The 19,657-nt window shown below is 74.6% G+C and carries 15 protein-coding genes and 1 pseudogene; 10 read left to right on the top strand and 6 right to left on the bottom strand.

Annotation, left to right across the window (positions count from 1 at the left end; genetic code table 11):
• Positions 1 to 26: 26 nt before the first annotated feature.
• The 3 genes and pseudogenes from eccCa (at position 27) to FXF52_RS00440 (ending at position 6,267) form a co-directional block, all read left to right on the top strand.
• Positions 27 to 3,966 (top strand): annotated as a pseudogene (eccCa, locus tag FXF52_RS00450) (type VII secretion protein EccCa).
• A gap of 107 nt (positions 3,967 to 4,073) precedes the next feature.
• Positions 4,074 to 5,366, top strand: coding sequence for a type VII secretion-associated serine protease mycosin (gene mycP / locus FXF52_RS00445; RefSeq protein ID WP_148793114.1), 1,293 nt, complete (start codon positions 4,074 to 4,076; stop codon positions 5,364 to 5,366).
• A 40-nt stretch (positions 5,367 to 5,406) separates the two neighbouring features.
• The gene (locus FXF52_RS00440) at positions 5,407 to 6,267 is read left to right on the top strand and encodes a phosphatase PAP2 family protein (protein ID WP_148793113.1); all 861 of its coding nucleotides are present in this window, start codon (positions 5,407 to 5,409) and stop codon (positions 6,265 to 6,267) included.
• Positions 6,268 to 6,270: 3 nt separating this feature from the next.
• Here the strand turns inward: FXF52_RS00440 and FXF52_RS00435 are convergent, their stop codons facing one another.
• From FXF52_RS00435 to FXF52_RS00410, 6 genes are all read right to left on the bottom strand, one after another.
• Positions 6,271 to 7,449, bottom strand: a complete 1,179-nt coding sequence (locus tag FXF52_RS00435) for a MarP family serine protease (RefSeq protein ID WP_148793112.1) — start codon at positions 7,447 to 7,449, stop codon at positions 6,271 to 6,273.
• Positions 7,450 to 7,535: 86 nt separating this feature from the next.
• The gene (locus FXF52_RS00430; RefSeq protein WP_148793111.1) at positions 7,536 to 8,255 is read right to left on the bottom strand and encodes a CoA pyrophosphatase; all 720 of its coding nucleotides are present in this window, start codon (positions 8,253 to 8,255) and stop codon (positions 7,536 to 7,538) included.
• Complete coding sequence (locus FXF52_RS00425) at positions 8,252 to 8,860, bottom strand: TlpA disulfide reductase family protein (RefSeq protein WP_148793110.1); 609 nt, start codon at positions 8,858 to 8,860, stop codon at positions 8,252 to 8,254. Before FXF52_RS00425 ends, FXF52_RS00430 begins: the two co-directional genes overlap by 4 nt.
• Entirely contained in the window at positions 8,857 to 9,636 is a 780-nt protein-coding gene (gene nth, locus FXF52_RS00420) for an endonuclease III (RefSeq protein WP_148793109.1), read from the bottom strand. The genes FXF52_RS00425 and nth overlap by 4 nt, the downstream gene beginning before the upstream one ends.
• A 61-nt stretch (positions 9,637 to 9,697) precedes the next feature.
• Positions 9,698 to 10,873, bottom strand: a complete 1,176-nt coding sequence (locus FXF52_RS00415) for a CapA family protein (RefSeq protein WP_148793108.1) — start codon at positions 10,871 to 10,873, stop codon at positions 9,698 to 9,700.
• Positions 10,874 to 10,959: 86 nt separating this feature from the next.
• Complete coding sequence (locus tag FXF52_RS00410; protein WP_148793107.1) at positions 10,960 to 11,622, bottom strand: adenosylcobinamide amidohydrolase; 663 nt, start codon at positions 11,620 to 11,622, stop codon at positions 10,960 to 10,962.
• 130 nt (positions 11,623 to 11,752) lie between these two features.
• Between FXF52_RS00410 and FXF52_RS00405 the strand changes: the two genes are divergently transcribed.
• From FXF52_RS00405 to FXF52_RS00375, 7 genes are all read left to right on the top strand, one after another.
• Positions 11,753 to 12,430, top strand: a complete 678-nt coding sequence (locus FXF52_RS00405; protein ID WP_007073398.1) for a Crp/Fnr family transcriptional regulator — start codon at positions 11,753 to 11,755, stop codon at positions 12,428 to 12,430.
• Positions 12,431 to 12,582: 152 nt separating this feature from the next.
• Positions 12,583 to 13,326: a metallophosphoesterase gene (locus FXF52_RS00400; protein WP_148793106.1), complete on the top strand. Its 744-nt coding sequence runs from the start codon at positions 12,583 to 12,585 to the stop codon at positions 13,324 to 13,326.
• A gap of 389 nt (positions 13,327 to 13,715) precedes the next feature.
• Positions 13,716 to 14,375 (top strand): TetR/AcrR family transcriptional regulator, encoded by a 660-nt coding sequence (locus FXF52_RS00395; RefSeq protein ID WP_148793105.1) that lies wholly within the window; start codon positions 13,716 to 13,718, stop codon positions 14,373 to 14,375.
• A gap of 24 nt (positions 14,376 to 14,399) precedes the next feature.
• On the top strand, positions 14,400 to 15,236 hold the full coding sequence (locus tag FXF52_RS00390; protein WP_148793104.1) for a TIGR03084 family metal-binding protein: 837 nt from the start codon (positions 14,400 to 14,402) through the stop codon (positions 15,234 to 15,236).
• Positions 15,233 to 16,921 carry an acyclic terpene utilization AtuA family protein gene (locus FXF52_RS00385; RefSeq protein ID WP_148793103.1) on the top strand — a complete coding sequence of 563 codons (1,689 nt, stop codon included), beginning with the start codon at positions 15,233 to 15,235 and terminating at the stop codon, positions 16,919 to 16,921. The genes FXF52_RS00390 and FXF52_RS00385 overlap by 4 nt, the downstream gene beginning before the upstream one ends.
• Complete coding sequence (locus FXF52_RS00380) at positions 16,918 to 18,057, top strand: acyl-CoA dehydrogenase family protein (RefSeq protein ID WP_148793102.1); 1,140 nt, start codon at positions 16,918 to 16,920, stop codon at positions 18,055 to 18,057. Before FXF52_RS00385 ends, FXF52_RS00380 begins: the two co-directional genes overlap by 4 nt.
• Positions 18,054 to 19,655, top strand: coding sequence for an acyl-CoA carboxylase subunit beta (locus FXF52_RS00375; protein WP_148793101.1), 1,602 nt, complete (start codon positions 18,054 to 18,056; stop codon positions 19,653 to 19,655). The genes FXF52_RS00380 and FXF52_RS00375 overlap by 4 nt, the downstream gene beginning before the upstream one ends.
• The last annotated feature ends 2 nt before the right edge of the window (positions 19,656 to 19,657 follow it).

Raw genomic sequence — 19,657 nt, 5'->3', positions numbered from 1 at the left:
GGTTACCGAGAGCCATGGGAGGCTCAGTGTCCACTGTCGTCATCAAGCGGCCGCCACGCCGCCCGGCGCCGGAGATTCCGGCCGGTGAGCTGCCCGTCGAGGCGCCGCCGGAGATCCCGGTGGCCACCGGTGGGCGCTGGCAGCAGGCGCTGATGGTGCTGCCCATGCTCGGCGGCACGGTGGCGATGGCGATGATGTTCGGCCGCGGCGGCGGGGCCTACTCGTACGTGGTGGGCGGCATGTTCGGGCTCTCCTCCGTGGCGATGCTGATGACCTCCTGGGGCAGCGCCGGCCCGAGGAAGTCGGAGCTGATGGCCGCCCGCCGGGACTACCTGCGGCACCTGGCCACGCTGCGGCGTCGGGGCCGGGAGACCGCCGGGGCACAGCGGGCCGGGCTCTACTACCGGCACCCCGACCCCGGCCGCCTCTGGTCGACGGTGGACAGCCACCGGGTCTGGGAGCGCCGGCCGGACGACCCCGACTTCGCCGTGGTTCGGGTCGGGGTCGGACCGCAGACGCTGGCCACCCCGCTGATCCCGCCGGTCACCCGGCCGCTGGAGGAGCTGGAGCCGATGACCGCGGGGGCGCTGCGGCGCTTCCTCGACGCGTACGCGGTGGTGCCGGACCTGCCGGTGGCACTGTCGCTGCGCAGCTTCGCCCGGGTCTTCGTACGCGGCCCCGTCGGCGACGCCGGTTCGCCAGCCGCGCAGGCGCTGGCCCGGGCCGTGCTCACCCAGCTCGCCGTCTTCCACGCCCCGGACGAACTGCTGATCGCGGTCTGCGCCGGCCCGGAGCGGCGGGCGTGCTGGGAGTGGGTCAAGTGGCTGCCGCACGCCCACCACCCGAGCCGCACCGACGCGCTGGGCCCGGTCCGGCTGGTCACCAGCTCCGCCGCCGAGCTGGAACGGCTCCTCGACGAGGTGCTGGCTAGCCGATCCCGGTTCAGCCCGACGGGTCCGGCCACCGACGGCCCGCACGTGGTGGTGGTGCTCGACGGCGGTGACCTGACCGGGGCCACCGACCTCGCCGGGGACGGCGGCATCGACGCGGTCACCCTGCTCGACCTGGACACCCCGCCGCCCCGCCTGCTCGACCGGTACGCCCTCCTGCTCGACCTGGCCGACGGCCGGCTGCACTCGCACTCCGCCGAGGGGCACGCCGAGGTCGGGACCGCCGACGGGCTGGCGCTCGCCGACGCCGAGGCCGTCGCCCGCCGGCTCGCCCCGCTGCGGCTCGCCGGCCCGGTACGCGGACCCGACGCCCCGCCCGGCGCCGAGCCCGGCCTGCCCGAACTGCTCGGCATCGGTGACCCGCAGAACTTCACCGCGGAGCAGGGCTGGGCCCCACGGGCCGCCCGGGACCGGCTGCGAATACCGATCGGCGTGGGCGCCGACGGCGGCGCCGTCGAGCTGGACCTCAAGGAGTCCGCGCAGGACGGCATGGGCCCGCACGGCCTGCTCATCGGGGCCACCGGTTCCGGCAAGTCGGAGCTGCTCCGGACGCTGGTGCTGGGGCTGGCCGCCACGCACAGCTCCGAGCAGCTCAACTTCGTCCTGGTCGACTTCAAGGGCGGGGCCACCTTCGCGCCCTTCGAGCGGCTGCCGCACACCGCCGCGGTGATCACCAACCTGGCCGACGCGCTGCCCCTGGTCGACCGCATGGTCGACGCGATCAACGGCGAGCTGATGCGCCGGCAGGAGCTGCTCCGCCGGGCCGGCAACTTCGCCAGCCTGCGCGACTACGAGCGGGCCCGGGCGGCCGGCAGCCCGCTCGCCCCGCTGCCGTCGTTGCTGCTCATCTGCGACGAGTTCTCCGAGCTGCTCTCCGCCAAGCCGGACTTCATCGACCTCTTCGTCCAGATCGGCCGGTAGGCCGGTCGCTCGGCGTACACCTGCTGCTGGCCTCGCAGCGGTTGGAGGAGGGCCGGCTGCGCGGGCTGGACACCCACCTGTCGTACCGGATCGGGTTGCGGACCTTCTCGGCGCTGGAGTCCCGGACGGTGCTCGGGGTGCCGGACGCGCACGAGCTGCCCCGCAGCCCCGGGCACGGCTACCTGCGCGCGGGCACCGACCCGCTGGTCCGGTTCAAGGCCGCGTACGTCTCCGGCGCGGTGCCCCGTCGGGGCGGCGCGGCGGGTACGCCGGCCGGCGCCCCTCGGCTGCACGCCTTCTCCACCCATCCGGTGCCGCTGCCCGAGCCGCCCGCCCCGGCCGCGCCGCCCGCCGCGGAGGAGGTGACCGAGTCCCTGCTCGACCTGCTGGTCGGGCGGCTGGCCGGGCAGGGCCCACCCGCGCACCAGGTGTGGCTGCCGCCGCTGGACGAGTCCCCCGCCCTGGACGAGCTGCTCGGCCCGGTGGGCCCCGACCCGGTACGCGGGCTCACCGTGGCCAACCCGGAGCTGCACGGCGCCCTCCAGGTGCCGGTGGCCGTGGTGGACAAGCCGTACGAGCAGCGCCGGGACCTCCACTGGCTGGCCCTGGACGGGGCGGCCGGGCACGTGCCCGTGGTCGGCACCACGCGCAGCGGCCGGTCGACCCTGCTGCGCACGCTGATCTGCGCGCTGGCCCTCACCCACACCCGGCCGAAGCGCAGGTCTATTGCCTGGATTTCGGCGGCGCGCTGGCCGCGCTGCGCGACCTGCCGCACGTCGGCGGGGTCAGCGGACGCGCCGACGCCACCACCGTACGCCGGACCGTCGGCGAGATCGCCGCCCTGCTGGCCGAACGGGAGCGGCGCTTCGCCGAGGCGGGCGTGGAGTCGATGGCGGCCTGGCGCCAGCGGCGGGCGGCGGCGCTGGCCGGCGGGCAGCCGGGCATCGACCCGTTCGGCGACGTGTTCCTGGGCGTGGACGGTTGGAACTCCCTGCGCACCGACTACGAGGAGCTGGAGCCGCTGGTCACCGAGCTGGCCACCCGGGGCCTGGCGTACGGGGTGCACGTGGTGGCCACCGCCCTGCGCTGGTCTGACTTCCGGCCGGCGATCCGGGACCTCTTCGGCTCGCGACTGGAACTGCGGCTCGGCGACCCGGCCGACTCGGTGGTGGTCAAGCGCCCGGTCGCCGCGACCGTGCCGGAAAACCAGCCGGGGCGGGGAATCACGGCCACCGAACTGCACTTCCTCGCCGCGATGCCCCGCGTCGCCGGCCTGGGCGCGGAGACCACCGACCTGGTCAAGGCGATCGCCGGGGCCTGGACCGGGCCGTCGGCACCCCCGGTACGGCTGCTCCCGCCGGTGCTGCCGTACGCCGAGCTGGACCAAGGCGCGACCAGCGGGCTGGCCTTCCCGATCGGGGTGGCCGAGGCGGACCTGCGCCCGGTGGTGCTGGACTTCGCCACCGAGCCCAACTTCGTGGTCTTCGGCGACCCCGAGTGCGGCAAGTCGTCGTTCCTGCGGGCGCTGGCCACCTCGATCGTCAACCGGTTCACCCCGGACCAGGCCCGGGTGATGCTGGTGGACTACCGGCGCAGCCTGATGGGCACGATCGAGACGCCACACCTGATCGGGTACGGCACGGCGGCGCCGCACACCACCGAGCTGATCGAGTCGGCGGCCGGCTACCTCCAGGGGCGGCTCGCCGGTCCGGAGGTAACCCCGGCCGAGCTGCGCGACCGATCGTGGTGGACCGGGCCGGAGCTGTTCGTGCTGGTGGACGACTACGACCTGGTGGCCGGCGGGCCCAGCAACCCGTTGCGGGCCCTGGAGGAGCACCTGCCGCACGCCCGGGACGTCGGCCTGCACGTGGTGCTGGCCCGCCGCTCCGGCGGCGCCGGCCGGACCTCGTACGAGCCGATCATCCAGCGGCTGCGGGAGCTCTCCACCGCTGGCCTGGTGATGTCCGGCGCGCCGGAGGAGGGGCCGCTGGTCGGCCAGGTGAAGGCCGCCCCGCTGCCGCCCGGCCGCGGCCGCCTGGTCACCCGCCGGGAGGGCGTACGCCTGGTGCAACTGGCCCACCTGCCGCCAGGGTGACGGTCTCCGTGACCGGCTCCGTGGCGTACGGGAAAACCGGTAATCTCCGAGCAGCGTGTTTCTGTCGCGATGAACGGCTGGGGAATGTGACCAGGGATCGGCGGTCAGTGAGTGCCGCCCGACGGCTCGTCGGGCGCGCGTTGCTCGGTGCGACGGCCGCCCTCGTCACCGTGGCGGGCCCCCTGACCACGCCCGCGCAGGCCGCCCCGAACACCGCCGTCCGGAAACCCGCCGCGCTGGCGCCGCTGGACGAGCCCACCGGGGTGGACCAGGTCCGCGCGGAGCAGTGGCAGCTCGCCAAGTTGCAGGCCCAGACGGCCTGGCAGAGTTCCACCGGCCGGGGCGTCATCGTCGCCGTGATCGACTCTGGCGTGGACGGTTCCCATCCCGACCTGACCGGCCAGGTGCTGCCCGGCGTCGACCTGGTGCCCGGCGGCGCTGACGTGCCCGATCCGGTGGGGCACGGCACCACCGTCGCCGGTCTGATCGCCGGGCGCAGGGACGACGACCGGGGCGTGGTCGGGCTGGCGCCGGACGCCAAGATCCTCCCGGTCCGGGTGCTCGACCAGGAGAACCGGTACGACGACGCGATGACCGTCGCCAACGGGGTCCGCTGGGCGGTCGACCACGGCGCCCGCGTGATCAACCTCTCCCTCGGCGGCACCGAGACCAGTGAGCCCCTGGCCGCCGCCCTCGACTACGCCTTCGCCCGCAACGTGGTGGTGGTCGCCTGCACCGGCAACCTGGCCAGCTCGACCAGCCGGGACGTGTGGTACCCGGCCCGTGAGCCGGGCGTGCTCGCCGTGACGGGTCTGGACAGCAACGACAACCTCTGGTCCGGCTCGGTCACCGGCCACGAGACCGTGCTCAGCGCCCCGGCCACCGGGGTCTTCGGGGCCCGCCCGCCGGGCACGTACTGGCGGGTCCAGGGCACCAGTTTCGCGGCACCGCTGGTCGCGGCGACGGCCGCCCTCATCCGCGCCCGATACCCGCAGATGTCGGCTGCGGACGTGGTCAACCGGCTGATCAGCACGGCGCGGGACCTTGGCCCCACCGGCCGCGACGACCGGTTCGGCTACGGCATGGTGGATCCGGTGGCCGCGCTGAACGCCGACGTGCCGTCGGTGGGCGGGAACCCGCTCGACGACAACGACTCCCCCGGCGTGGCGGGCTTCGGCCCGGCGCCCGGCACCGGCCCGGACAGCCGGGCCGCCGGCCAGGGCGCGGACCCGTTCACCTTCACCGCACCCAGGCAGCAGGCCCAATGGTCGGCCCACCCGGCCGGCCAGGCCGACGACTCGGCGCCGCAGGAGCGGCTCTGGACCGGCCTCGCGCTGTGCGTCGCCCTGGTCACCGGCGCAGCGCTGGCGGTCCGTCGGTTCCGCCAGTCGCGTCGCTGACCCGGGTCTGGCCGGGGCCTTGGTGGGTAGGGGTGACCGCATGAACGCGTCGGGCGCCGGCAGTCGGACCGCCAGCCACCAGCGGTCCTGGCGGAGCCGCCGGTTGGACCCGGACCATTCGCTGGGGCTCCGGCTCACCCTGGCCGCCGCCGCGGCCTTCCTGGTGCTGGTCCCGTTCACCCTGCTGGCGCTCCTGGTGCTGGCCGCCTGGCCGCCGCTGTTCCGGCTGGACGCCACGGTGTCCGACGCACTGCACCGGTACGCCCTCGACCACCCCGCCTGGGTACGGGTGATGAGCGTCTGGACCGACGTCTTCGCGCCCAACCCGCTGCGGGCCGCCGCGGCGGTCGTGGTGGCCTGGCTGCTGCTCCGTGGGGCCCCGCGGCCGGCCGTCATTCGGTCCGGAGCGCCGTCTCGCGGCGCGAAGGCCGAATTATGGCCGCTGGCGCTCTGGGTGGTCACCACGATGGCCGTCGGCGGCCTGCTCGGCGGCCTGCTCAAGGTGCTGGTCGGGCGGCAGCGGCCGAGCCTGCTCGACCCGGTGGCCCGGGCGACCGGGTTCGCCTTCCCGTCCGGGCACGCGCTGAACGCGACCCTGGCCGCCGGGGTGCTGCTGCTGGTCTTCCTGCCGTTCACCCAGGGCCGGCGGCCGCTGCGCTGGGCGCTCTGGGTGGTGGCGGTGCTGATCGCGGTGGTGACCGGGCTCAGCCGGATCGCGCTCGGTGTGCACTGGACCAGCGACGTGGTGGGCGGGTGGCTGCTGGGCCTGGCGGTGCTCGCGGCGACCGCGGCGGCCTTCACCACCTGGCGGGCCCGGACCGGTCACCGGCCGGCCCGGACCGTACGGGAGGGTGTCGAGCCGGAACTCGCCGACACCCGCCCGGACGGCACGCCGCGGTAGCGCTCAGGTGCAGTCGCCGGTGGCGACGGCCCGGGTACGCTCCGCGCCGGCCAGCGCCACCGGCCGGGCCTCGGCGGCGGTCACCGCGAAGCCGGTGTTCGGGTCGTCGGCCGCCGCCGCGAAGATCACCCCGAGCACCAGCCCGTTCGAGGAGACGAGCGGGCCGCCCGAGTTGCCGCTGCGGACCAGCGCCCGGATCGTGTAGATCTCCCGGGTCACGTCCCCCGAGGAGTAGATGTCCGGCCCGGTGATCCGGTCGACGTCCCGGATCCGGGCCGGGCGGGCGTCGTACGGGCCGTCGAGGGGGAAGCCCAGCACGATGGCGTCCGCCCCGCTGCCGGCCGGCCCGGCGGCGAAGCGCAGCGACGGACCGGGCAGCCCCGGCACGTGCAACACGGCCAGGTCCCGGGCCGGGTCGTAGACGATCACCTCACCGTCGTACCGCTCGCCGCGCAGCTCCACGGCCACCGAGCGGGTGCCCGCCACCACGTGTGCGTTGGTCATCACCCGGTCGTCCGCGTACACGAAGCCGGAGCCCTCGATGCGGCGGGCGCAGCTCGGCGCGGAGCCCAACACCTTCACCACCGACCGCTGGCTGTTCGCGACGACCTGGGAGCCGGCCAGCGCCGGGTCCGGCGGGGCGACCTGGCGGGCGCGGGTCGGCGCGAGGTCACCGAACACGTCCGGGAAGCCGTTGGTGTCGACGGTGTCGCGCAGCGCCGTGGACAGCTGCTGCGCCTTGTCCGGCAGGACCCGGTCGACCACGGTGAGCAGGGCGCTGTTGCGGACCGAGGAAGCCAGCCAGGGCAGCGACGAGGAGCCCAGCGGCACCGCGACCAGCCAGGCCACCAGCATGACCGCGAAGACCGAGATGAAGGCCCCACCGATGTCGTCGATCTTGCGCCCGGCGGAGCCGGTGATCGCGGCCCGCAGGTTGGAGCCGATCCAGCCGGCGAGCGCCTGGCCGAGCACGGCGAGCCCGAAGATCGCGACCAGGGAGATCAGCACCCGGGTGCCGCCGTCGGCGAACTGCCGGGCCGCCAGCGGGCCGACCTGGAGCCCCAGCAGCGCGCCGAGGAAGAACCCGGAGAACGACAGCGCCCCGATGACGAAGCCCTGGCGGTATCCGCTGATCGCGAACACGAGCATGAGCAGAAGCAGGACGAGATCCACGGCGGACACCCGTCAAGGGTACGGGCAGCCGGCCCGGCAGGGGCCCACCGCTCGCGGAACGTGACCGTCAGATCGGCGGAGCTCACCGGGGCGAATCAGCGGACCGGGCTCTCGTCGACCTCGTCGGTGCCGGCCGAGGGCGCCGGGGCGGCCCCGGTCGGGGGCAGCTCCACCACCCGGGAACGCGGCCACGGGCGGGCCCAGCCCCCCATCTCCAGCAGGGTGCTCAGCACCCCGGCGGTGAAGCCCCAGACCAGCATCCCGCGCACCGAGAAGGCCGGGCCGATCCAGCCGCTCGGATGGCGTACCCGCATCCGGTTCTCCGGGTCGACCAGCTCGGCGACCGGCAGCCGGGCGACGTGCGCGACCTCGGCCGGCTCGCGGGGGTGCACCGGGTGCGGGGCGTGCCACCAGGCGAGCACCGGGGTGACCACGAAGTCGCTCACCGGGATCCAGAGCCGGGGCAGCTCGGCCAGGACGGTGACGCTGGCCGGGTCGAGCCCGACCTCCTCGTTCGCCTCGCGCAGCGCGGTGGCGCTGGCGTCGACGTCCTCCGGGTCGGCCGCGCCGCCGGGGAAGGCCGGCTGCCCAGCGTGGTTGCGCAGCGTGGCGGCGCGCTGAAGGATCAGCACGTCCGGGCCGGCCGCCGGCTCCTCGCCGAGCAGCACCAGCACCGCGCTCTCCCGGCCGCCGCTCTCCGGGGTGGTGAGCCGGGTGAAGTCCTCGGCGCGGGCGGTGCCGAGGCGGTCGAGCAGCGGGTCGAGCCACCCCGGCGGCCGCCGGGTCCTGCCCGGGCCTCCGCTGTTCGCGCTCACGTGACCTCCACGCCGAGGTGCTTCCGGACCAGCTCGGCGAGGCGGGCGTCGTCCAGCGCGCCGGTGGAGTCGGTGTGCCGGATCCGACCGTCCGCGTCGACGAAGACGGTCAGCGGGAAGGCGTTCCGGTGCAGCGCCCGCTCGAACGCGTCCCCCTGGTCGACGAGCATGGGGAAACGGACGCCGAAGTCCTCGCCGATGGACTGCGCCCCGCCGCGACTGTCCCGGCTGTTCACCCCGATCACCTGGAACCGGCCGGCGGCCCGCTCGCTGAGCCGCTGGAAGGCGGGCAGCTCCTTGCGGCAGGGCTGGCACCAGGACGCCCAGACGTTGATCACCGCCGGGCCCTTGACGTCGCGCAGCGGCACCGGTGCGCCCCCGGTGAAGCAGGAGAGGGTCAGCTCGGGCAGCGGGTCACCCGGGCTGCCGGCCGGCGCCGGGGCGGCCGAGGGCGGCGTGGCGGTCAGCGGGGCGCAGTCGGCGAACGGCGAGGGACGCTCGGGCCGGGCCGCCGACGCCGGCCGCTCCGGCTCGGTCGCGGTGCCGGTACAGCCGGCCACCGTCAGCAGCAACGGGACGAGCAGGTACGCGAGACGGGCGGTCACGGCACCTCCGCCGCGACCGCCTGCTGCGGCACCAGGTCCGGGTCGATGCCGACGGCCGCCGCGAGGTCCCGAGCGCGGGGCCCCTTGAGCAGCTTGGCGGCGGCCACCGGATCGGTCGGGCCGGTGCCGTACGCCGGGCAGAGCTTCGCCAGCGTGCAGGCGCCGCAGGCCGGCTTGCGGGCGTGGCAGACCCGCCGCCCGTGGAAGATGATCCGGTGCGACAGCATCGTCCAGTCGCGCTTCGGGTACAGGGCGCCGATGGCGTGCTCGATCTTCACCGGGTCGGTCTCGGTGGTCAGCCGCCACCGCTGCACCAGCCGCTGGAAGTGGGTGTCCACGGTGATGCCGGGGACGTCGAAGGCGTTGCCGAGGATCACGTTGGCGGTCTTGCGACCGATGCCGGGGAGGGTGACCAGGTCGGCCAGCCGGCCGGGGACCTCGCCGTCGTACCGCTCACAGAGGGCGCGGCCGAGGTTGATCAGCGAACTGGTCTTGTTGCGGTAGAACCCGGTCGGCCGGATCAGCTCCTCCAGCTCCGTGCGGTCCGCGCCGGCGTAGTCGGCGGCGGTGCGGTAGCGGGCGAAGAGCTTCGGGGTGACCTCGTTGACCTTCTTGTCGGTGCACTGGGCCGACAGGATCGTGGCGACCGCCAGCTCCAGCGCGTTGGCGTGGTCGAGTTCACAGTGCGCGTCGGGGTGCGTCTCGGTCAGCATCCGGCCGATCCGCCGCGCCCGGCGGGTACGACCGAGGTCGGTCTCGGTGGCGCGCGTGGTCACGCCGGCCAGCCTACGTCGCCCGGCCGACGTCCCGGTGGGCCCACGCCCGCGGCGACCGGCGTCAGGCGCCCGCCGGGGGGCTGATCCGGCCCGCCTCGTCGATGGTGGGACCGGTCTGCGGGAAGTCGGCCCGGCTCACCTCGCGGACCAGTCCGAGGCCGCGGTGCTGCCGGTCGATCGCCGGCCGCCCCACCGAGTTCATCGCGGTCGAGGTGAACTGGCCCGCCACGAAGCTGCCGTCTGCCTTGACCGAGACCTTCAGCACCCCGCCCCAGCCCAGCCGACCGGAGGGGTTCAGTGACCGCCCGCCGCCGGCGAAGTTGCCCAGGCTGTACGCGATCAGCCGCCCCCGATAGACCTCCATGCCCCGCAGCACGTGCGGCCCGTGCCCGATGACCAGGTCGGCGCCGGCGTCGATGACGGTGTGCGAGAAGCGGACCGGATCGCCCCGGTTCTCCCCGAAGAACATCTCGGTGCCCGGCTTGACCCGGGTCTTGTCGGCACCCTCGGCGCCCATGTGCACCTGCACCACGACCACGTCGGCCTGGTCGGCGGCCATCTTGACCACCTTCTTGGCCGCGTCGAGGTCGACCAGGCTGTTCGACCACGGGTACGACGAGAAGCCGAGCACCGCGACCTTCACGCCCTGCACCTCGACCACGGTGATCTCGCCCGGCGCGCCGGTGTGTTTGAGCCCGTGCGCCTCCAACGCGGACTGGGTGTTCTCGTAGCCCTGCTGGCCGTAGTCGTAGCCATGGTTGTTGGCCTGGTTGAGCAGCTGGAACCCGGCTCCGCGCAGGTGCGCCGCATACCCGGGGGGCGCCCGGAACTGGAAGCAGTTCGTCGCGTTGGCCGCGCACTTGCCGGTGCCGGTGTCGTCAGTGAGTGGCTCCTCCAGGTTGCCCATCACCAGGTCGGCCTTCAGCGCGGCCTTGACGTCGTCGAAGAAGCCCTTCCCGCCGTTGGCGGGCAGCTTGGCCGGGGCGTTACCCATGATCACGTCACCGGTCGCGGCCAGCGAGATGGTCTTGCCGGACTCGCTCGCCGGCTTGGCCGGCTGGTCGGCCTCGGCCGGGACGGTCGAGCCGGCCGACCCGTCATCCGCGCCCGCGTGCCAGGTCGGCCCGTCCCCGCCGGACTTGCCGCAGCCGGCGGCGAGCAGGGCGACGAGCAGCACGCCGAGGACGGCGGCGAGGCGACGCGGGAGACGGGGCACGGAGGTGGCGGGAGAATACATCGTTCGCGACGCTACCGTCCGGAAAGCGCGGCGACGATGGCCGATCGGTCGAAAAACCCGGCCGGTCGAGCGGGAGCGGATCCGGCTCAGCCCGACTGGCGGTCGGACCACGGCACGACGGTGCCGGCGCCGCCGGCCCGGACGGCCGCGTGCACGGCCCGCGCCAGCGGGGCACCCCAGGCCGACCGGGGGCCACCGTACGGAGCGGCCTCGCCGCCGGCCGGGCAGAGCACCGTGACCGCGTCCGTGGGGGTGCCGGTGGCCGGCATCCCCAGCTCCCAGATCGCCTGCGCCTTCGCCTCGGTGGCCGTGGCCACCGCGTTGACCAGGGCCGCGTCGCCGAGCCGGGCCGGGACGTACACGACGATGTTGACCGTGCCGACGCGCTGGGCGGGGGTGGCGGGCGTGGGCGCGGCGGCCCAGACCGGGGTGCCCAGCCCGACGGTGGCCCAGACCCGTACGCCGGTGTCGGCCCGGGCCACCACCTCGGCCACGTCGACCCCGGTCAGCAGCCCCACCCCGGGCCCGGCCAGGCCGAGGCCGTCGGCCAGCTCGGCGAGGTGGACCGCCGGGTCGTCCCGGGCGTACGACATCGGCACGGTCGCGTTGACCACCCACCGGCGTACGCCGATGCCACCGCCCAGCGGGGCGCTGCCGATCGCCAGCAGCGGCTCCGCCGCACGCCAGACCAGCAATGGGACGTTCCACCCGTCCTCGTCACGGGTGGTCAGGAACGGCTCGCTCAGCACGTCCCAGAGCCTATGATCCGAGGGGGTGCACCTCTGATTCCCGCTCATGTGGGCCTAGACTGGCGGCGCGCGAGGGATCAGCGGACGGCGGACCCGGCCGACGGACGGCACGCGCAGGCGGAGGTGCGCGATGGACGAGGTACTGGCCCGCAGCGGGATCTTCCAGGGTGTCGACCCGGAGGCTGCCGAGGCGCTCGCCAAGGAGATGGAGACGATCGAGGTCCGTAAGGGCGAGGTCGTCTTCAACGAGGGTGAGCCCGGCGACAGTCTCTACATCCTCCTGTCCGGCAAGATCAAGGTAGGCCGCCGCGCGGCGGACGGCCGGCAGAACCTGATCGCCGTGATGGGCCCGTCGGACATGGTCGGCGAGCTGTCGCTCTTCGACCCCGGCCCGCGCACGGCGACGGCCACCGCGGTGACCGACACCCGGCTGGTCCGGCTGCGTAAGCAGGCGCTGCGGCCGTGGCTGAACAACCGGCCGGAGATCGCCGAGCAGCTCCTGCGGGTGCTCGCCCGCCGGCTGCGCCGGACCAACGACTCGCTGGCCGACCTGATCTTCACCGACGTGCCGGGTCGGGTCGCCAAGAACCTGCTCCAGATGGCCGGCCGGTTCGGCACCCGGGACGGCGGCGTGCTGCGGGTGACCCACGACCTGACCCAGGAGGAGATCGCCCAGCTGGTCGGCGCCTCCCGGGAGACCGTCAACAAGGCCCTCGCCGACTTCGCCTCGCGCGGCTGGCTGCGGCTGGACGGCAAGAGCATCATCATCCTCGACCCGGAGCGCCTGGCCCGCCGCGCGCGGGTCTGACCGCCCCGGCCCGGCCGGTCGCACCCGGCCGCCGACCCGTCCCGGCCCGGACCGCCCCACGCGGTCCGGGCCGGTGCCGTGTTCGGGCCCGGTCCGTCTGCCCGCCGCAGAATCACTGGACCCGGCCCCGGCGGGCCGGGAACGCTGGGCCGATGCTGGAACGTGTCGCAGTCCTGTCCGACATTCACGGCGCGCTGCCGCCCCTGGAGGCCGTGCTGGCCGAACCGGACGTCGCCGCGGCCGACCTGATCGTGCTCACCGGCGACATCGCCAGCGGCCCACAGCCGGTCGAGGTGCTGGACCGGCTCGCCGCGCTCGGCGACCGGGCCTGCTGGGTCGGCGGCAACGGCGAGCGGGAGCTAGTCGAGGCGCGGGCCGGCCGGAAGTCGCCGTTCGAGGTGGCGAACTGGGCGGCCGAGCAACTCCGGGACGACCAGGTGGCCCGGCTCGCCGCGCTGCCGCTGACCGTCACGCTGCCGGTCGCCGGTCTCGGCGACGTGCTCTTCTGCCACGCGACGCCCCGGGACGACGAGGAGGTCGTGCTGGTGGACTCGCGGATGGAACGCTGGGCGGAGATCTTCGCCGGCGTACCGGCCGGGGTGGGGACGGTGGTCTGCGGGCACACCCACATGCCGTTCACCCGGCTGGTCGACCGCCGGCTGGTGGTCAACCCGGGCAGCATCGGCATGCCGTACGGCGGGGCGGGCGCCTGGTGGGCGCTGCTCGGCCCGGGCGTGCAGCTGCGCCGGACCGAGTACGACGTGGACGCCGCCTGCGCCCGGGTGGTGGCCGAGTCCGGCTTCCCGGACGCCGCCGAGTGGGCCGACGAGTACCTCCGCGCGCGGCACAGCGACGCCGAGGCCCTCGCCGTTTTCGGCCCCCGCGACGGCCGCTGACGTCCCCCGGCGGTGGACCCGCTCGTCGCCGCGTCCGGCCAGTTTCTGATGCGGTGGCGCGAGCGGGCGCCAAGGACAGAGGGGTCCTGCAGGTGCTACGAACTTGATGACGTAAATGAATCGGGCCGGCCGGGGGTCTGATCCGGATTCGTCATCAAGTTCGTAGCCGATGAACCACCCTCTCCGGCCGCCGACGGCCGCAGGCCGGAGGCCCTCGCGGCCAGGTCGGCCCGTCCCCGCCAGCTTCGCCGCAGCCGGCGGCGAGCAGGGCGACGAGGTCGGCCGGTATCGCAGACGGTTCAGCTCAGAGCGGGCTACGAAACCGGCCGCTGCCGTCGCCGGAAAAAGTCAGGCTTGACTGTTTGTTTCGAGGGCGGCAACCTGTCCCCGTGCCCGTCGCATCGACCCGCGTCCCTCAACAGGAGCGCAGCCGCGCCACCCAGGCGCGACTGCTGGAGGCGACCGTCGAGTGCCTGGTCGAGCGCGGCTGGTCCGGCACCACCACGACCGTCGTGGCGGCCCGGGCCGGCGTCTCCCGGGGCGCCCAGTTGCACCACTACCCGACCAAGGCCGCGCTGGTCACCGCCGCCGTCGCGCACCTCACCGAGCGCCGGGCGGCGGAGCTGCGCGCCGAGGCCGACGCCCTGCCGGCCGGCCCGCGCCGGCTGGACCGGGTGGTCGACCTGCTCGCCGCCGCCTTCACCGGGCCGCTCTTCGTCGCCGCCCTGGAGCTGTGGGTGGCCGCCCGCACCGATGCCGAACTGCGCGACGCCCTGGTGCCCCTCGAAGCCCGGGTCGGCCGGGAGATGCACCTGCTCACCGTCGAACTGCTCGGGGTGGACGAGCGCCGGCCCGGCGTACGGGAGGCGGTGCAGACCACCCTCGACCTGCTCCGCGGCCTCGGCGTGGCCAACCTGCTCAGCGACGACTCGGCCCGCCGTACCGCCCTGCTGCACAACTGGAAGCGCCAGCTGACCGCGCTGCTCACGCCCGACGACGGCCCGCCGGACGCCGGCGGAGCGCCCGGGAGCGGCCCGCCCTGCCCCTGACCGCCCACCCCGCCCGGAGGCACCATGGTCGACCTGACAGCACTGCTCGCGGATCTGGCCGCCGAGTCCGAGCAGCTCGACGCCCTCGTCGCCCCGCTGCCTGCGCAGGAGTGGGACCGGCCCACACCGGCCCCGGGCTGGACCGTCGCCCACCAGATCGCCCACCTGGCCTGGACCGACCAGGTGGCCCACCTCGCCGCGACCGACGCGGCGGCGTTCTTCGCCTCGATCATGGCCGCGCCGGACCTGTCCCGGCTGGTCGAGGATGGTGCGGAGACGTTCCTCGCCCGGCCGGCCGAGCTGCTGGCCCGCTGGCGGGACGGTCGCGCCGCGCTCGCGGCGGCACTGGCCGCCACCCCGCCCGGCGAGAAGCTGCCCTGGTACGGCACCCGGATGTCGCCCGCCTCGATGGTGACCGCGCGGCTCATGGAAACCTGGGCGCACGGCGAGGACGTGGCCGACGCGCTCGGCGTCCAGCGGCCCCCGACCGCCCGCCTGCGGCACGTCGCGTACCTCGGCTTCCGTACCCTCGGGCACGGCTTCGCCGCCCACGGCCGCCCGGTGCCGACGGCGCCGGTCCGGGTGGAGCTGACGGCGCCGGCGAGCACGAGCGGCGACCTGGCGGGCGAAGCCGGCACCGACGGTGCCGTCTGGGCGTTCGGGCCGGCGGACGCGGCCGACCGAGTCACCGGGCCAGCGCTCGACTTCTGCCTGCTGGTCACCCAGCGCCGGCACCGCGCCGACCTGGCCCTGGTCGCCACCGGCCCGGTCGCCGACGAGTGGCTGGACGTGGCCCAGGCGTTCGCCGGCCCACCCGGTGCCAAGCGGGCGCCGGCCGCCGTCGACGGGGCGACCGCATGAGCGTCCTGCGGGTCGGCAACGCCTCCGGCTTCTACGGCGACCGGTTCAGCGCCTGGCGGGAGATGCTCGACGGCGGCGAGCTGGACGTGCTGACCGGCGACTACCTGGCCGAACTGACCATGCTGATCCTCGGCCGCGACCGGATGCGCGACCCCGCCCTCGGCTACGCGAAGACCTTCCTCCGGCAGCTGGAGGGCTGCCTCGGCACCGCGCTCGACCGCGGGGTGCGGCTGGTGACCAACGCCGGCGGGCTCAACCCGGCCGGCCTGGCCGCCGCGATCGGCGCGCTCGCCGACCGGCTCGGCCTCCGCGTCCGGATCGGGTACGTCGAGGGCGACGCGCTCGCCCGGCCGGACGCGCTGACCGCCAACGCGTACCTGGGGGCGTTCGGGATCGCGGCCTGCCTCGACGCGGGGGCGGACGTCGTGGTGACCGGCCGGGTCACCGACGCCTCGCTGGCCGTCGGCCCGGCCATCGCCCGCTTCGGCTGGACCCGGGACGACCTCGACGCGCTGGCCGGGGCCACCGTCGCCGGGCACCTGATCGAGTGCGGGGCGCAGGTCACCGGCGGCAACTTCAGCTTCTTCACCGAGCTGCCCGACGGCGGCCACCGGCCCGGCTTCCCGATCGCGGAACTCCACCCGGACGGCTCCGCGGTGCTCACCAAGTATCCCGGCACCGGGGGCGCGGTGACCATCGAGACCGTCACCGCCCAGCTGTTGTACGAGGTGGGCGGGCCGGCGTACCTCGGGCCGGACGTGGTGACCCGGCTGGACACGGTACGGCTGAGCCCGGACGGCCCGGACCGGATACGGGTCAGCGGCGTCCGGGGCACGCCCCCGCCGGACACCCTCAAGGTGGGCGTCAACAACCTGGGCGGCTTCCGCAACTCGATGACGTTCGTGCTCTGCGGGCTGGACATCCCGGCCAAGGCGGCCCTGATCCGGGGGCAGCTGGAGGAGGCGGTCGGCCCGGCGGGCCTGGAGTTCGTGCTGGCCCGTACCGATCATCCGGACGCCACCGACACCGAGGCGGCGAGCGCGCTGCTGCACGTACACCTGCGGGACGGCGACCGGGCGCGGGCCGGACGGGCCTTCTCAGCGGCGGCGGTGGAACTGGCGCTGGCCTCCTACCCGGGCTGCACCCTGACCACGCCGCCGGGCGACGCGACGCCCTACGGGGTCTTCACCGCCGACGCGGTGAGACAGGACGCCGTCGCGCACGTCGCCGTGCTCCCGGACGGGATCCGGGTGCCGATCGCCCCGCCCGTTCGGACCGCGGCGCCGCCAGCGGACGAACCGGCGGCCGGGGTGACCGGAGGACAACCGCACATCGGCCCGACCCGGCGCGGGCCGCTCGGTGAGCTGGTCGGGGCCCGTTCGGGGGACAAGGGCGGGGACGCCAACCTCGGCGTCTGGGCCCGGACCGACGCGACGTGGACCTGGCTGCGCGATTGGCTCACCGTCGCGCGGCTCGCCGAACTGCTGCCGGAGACCGCCCCGCTGACCGTCGAGCGGTACGAGCTGCCCAACCTGCGCGCGGTCAACTTCGTGATCCGGGGGCTGCTCGGCCAGGGCGTGGCCGCCTCCACCCGGTTCGACCCGCAGGCCAAGGCTCTCGGCGAACTGCTCCGCTCCCGGCTGGTGGACCTGCCCGCCGACCTCGCCCCGGAGGTGCCGTCATGACCATCGTGGACACTCCCGAACGGCGGCAGCTCCGCGAGCTGACCCGCGCCTTCGTGACCCGGGAGGTGCTGCCGTACCTGGACGGATGGGAGCGCGCCGGTGAGGTGCCCCGGTCGCTGCACGAGACCGCCGCGAAGCTCGGGCTGCTGGGCATCGGCTTCCCCGAGTCGGTCGGCGGCAGCGGCGGCAACCTGCTCGACTCGATCATCGTCACCGAGGAGATCATCCGCTCGGGCGGCTCGTCCGGGCTGATCGCCGCCCTGTTCACGCACGGGATCGCGCTGCCGCACCTGGTGGCGTCTGGGAACGACGACCTGATCGACCGCTACGTCCGGCCCACCCTCGCCGGGACGATGCTCGGCGCGCTGGCGATCACCGAGCCGGACGGCGGCTCCGACGTGGCGGGCATCCGCACCTGCGCGCGCCGGGACGGCGACCACTACGTGGTGAACGGATCGAAGACGTACATCACCAGCGGCGTACGGGCGGACTTCGTGACCACCGCCGTGTGCGCCGACTTTCCCGGGTCCGGAGAGCTCGCCCTGCTGGTGATTGAGAAGGGCGCGCCCGGCTTCACCGTCGGCCGGCGGCTGGAGAAGCTGGGTTGGCACTGCTCGGACACCGCCGAGCTGTCCTTTGTCGACGTCCGGGTGCCGGTGGCGAACCGGATCGGCCCGGAGGACACCGGCTTCATCACGATCATGCAGCACTTCGCCACCGAGCGGCTGTCGCTGGCCACCCAGGCGTACGCGACCGCGCAGCGCTGCGTCGAGCTGGCGATCCGCTGGTGCCGGGACCGGTCCACCTTCGGCCGGCCGCTCGCCGGCCGGCAACTGATCCGGCACCGGCTGGCCGAGATGCACACCCGGGCCGAGGCGGCGCGGGCCTACGTGCACGAGGTGGCCGCCCGGGTCGCTGCTGGCGAACCGGTGGTCACCGAGGTGGCGATGGCGAAGAACGTGGCGGTGGCCGCCTGCGACCACGTGGTCGACGCGGCCCTGCAGCTGCACGGCGGCTTCGGCTACCTGCGCGACGCCGAGGTGGAGCGGCACTACCGGGACGCCCGCATCCTCGGCATCGGCGGCGGGACCACCGAGATCATGAACGAGATCATCGCGAAGGGCATGGGGCTGTGACCACGCTGGACAGCGCGCTCGACCCGTCCTCGCCGGCCTACCAGGCCAACCGGGCGGCCCTGCTGGCCCGCCTCGCCGAGCTGGACGCCGCGCTCGACCAGGCCCGGGCCGGTGGCGGCGAGAAGTACGTGACCCGGCACCACAAGCGGGGCAAGCTGCTCCCCCGGGAGCGGATCGAGCTGCTGCTCGACCCGGACAGCCCGTTCCTGGAGTTGTCGCCGGTGGCCGGGTACGGCACCGACTTCCCGGTCGGCGCCAGCGTGGTGACCGGCATCGGGGTGGTCGAGGGCGTGGAGTGCCTGGTCGTGGCCAACGACCCGACGGTACGCGGCGGCGCGGTGAACCCGTGGTCCCTCGCCAAGACCCGGCGGGCCGGCGAGATCGCCCTGGCGAACCGGCTGCCCATGGTCAACCTGGTGGAGTCGGCCGGCGCGGACCTGCCCACCCAGGCGGAGATCTTCATCCCGGGCGGCCGGGTGTTCCGCGACCTGACCCGGCTCTCCGCCGCGAAGATCCCCACGGTCAGCGTGGTGTTCGGCAACGCCACGGCGGGCGGTGCGTACATCCCGGGGATGTCCGACCACACGATCATGATCCGGGACCGGTCCCAGGTGTACCTGGCCGGGCCGCCGCTGGTGAAGATGGCCACCGGCGAGGTCACCGACGACGAGTCGCTGGGCGGGGCGGCCATGCACGCCACGCGGTCGGGCCTGGCCGACTTCCTCGCCGAGGACGAGCGGGACGGCATCCGCCTGGCCCGGCAGTGCGTACGCCGGCTCAACTGGCGCAAGCAGGGCCCGCCGCCGCGCACCGCGTACCCGCGGCCACCCAGGTACGACCCGGAGGAGTTGCTCGGCATCGCCAGCGCCGACCTCAAGGTGCCCTTCGACCCCCGCGAGGTGCTCGCCCGAGTGCTCGACGACAGCGCCTTCGACGAGTTCAAGCCGGGCTACGGCAGCGCGCTGGTCACCGGCTGGGGCGAGCTGCACGGGTGGCCGGTCGGCGTGCTCGCCAATGCCCGGGGCGTGCTGTTCAGCGAGGAGGCGCAGAAGGCGGCCCAGTTCATCCAGCTCGCCAACGCCACCGACACCCCGCTGATCTTCCTGCAGAACACCACCGGCTACATGGTCGGCACCGAGTACGAGCAGCGCGGCATCATCAAGCACGGCGCCCTGATGATCAATGCGGTGTCGAACTCGGCGGTGCCGCACCTGACCGTCAACCTGGGTGCCTCGTACGGCGCCGGCAACTACGGCATGTGCGGCCGGGCGTACGAGCCGAGGTTCCTGTTCACCTGGCCGAACGCCAGGTCGGCGGTGATGGGCCCGGCGCAGCTCGCCGGGGTGCTCTCCATCGTGGCCCGCCAGGCCGCCGCCGCCCGGGGCCGGGAGTACGACGAGGACTCCGACGCCGCCATGCGGGCGATGGTGGAGCAGCAGATCGAGTCCCAGTCCGGGGCGCTCTTCCTCTCCGGCCGGCTCTACGACGACGGGGTGATCGACCCCCGGGACACCCGTACCGTCCTCGGGTTGTGCCTGTCGGCGATCCACAACGGACCGGTCCGGGGCGCCGACGGCTTCGGCGTCTTCCGGATGTGAGG

Origin of the sequence: Micromonospora sp. MP36, from assembly GCF_008119785.1 — a bacterium.
GTDB lineage: Bacteria > Actinomycetota > Actinomycetes > Mycobacteriales > Micromonosporaceae > Micromonospora.
Note: the sequence above shows the minus strand (reverse complement) of the source record. Positions and strands in the feature narration are given on the sequence as shown.

Excerpts from the sequence above, each read along its gene's own strand:
- FXF52_RS00405 (WP_007073398.1), top strand. The coding sequence starts at position 11,753 with ATGGACGAGGTACTGGCCCGCAGCGGGATCTTCCAGGGTGTCGACCCG.
- FXF52_RS00390 (WP_148793104.1), top strand. The coding sequence starts at position 14,400 with ATGGTCGACCTGACAGCACTGCTCGCGGATCTGGCCGCCGAGTCCGAG.
- FXF52_RS00440 (WP_148793113.1), top strand. The coding sequence starts at position 5,407 with ATGAACGCGTCGGGCGCCGGCAGTCGGACCGCCAGCCACCAGCGGTCC.
- FXF52_RS00415 (WP_148793108.1), bottom strand. The coding sequence starts at position 10,873 with ATGTATTCTCCCGCCACCTCCGTGCCCCGTCTCCCGCGTCGCCTCGCC.
- FXF52_RS00380 (WP_148793102.1), top strand. The coding sequence starts at position 16,918 with ATGACCATCGTGGACACTCCCGAACGGCGGCAGCTCCGCGAGCTGACC.
- FXF52_RS00385 (WP_148793103.1), top strand. The coding sequence starts at position 15,233 with ATGAGCGTCCTGCGGGTCGGCAACGCCTCCGGCTTCTACGGCGACCGG.
- FXF52_RS00400 (WP_148793106.1), top strand. The coding sequence starts at position 12,583 with ATGCTGGAACGTGTCGCAGTCCTGTCCGACATTCACGGCGCGCTGCCG.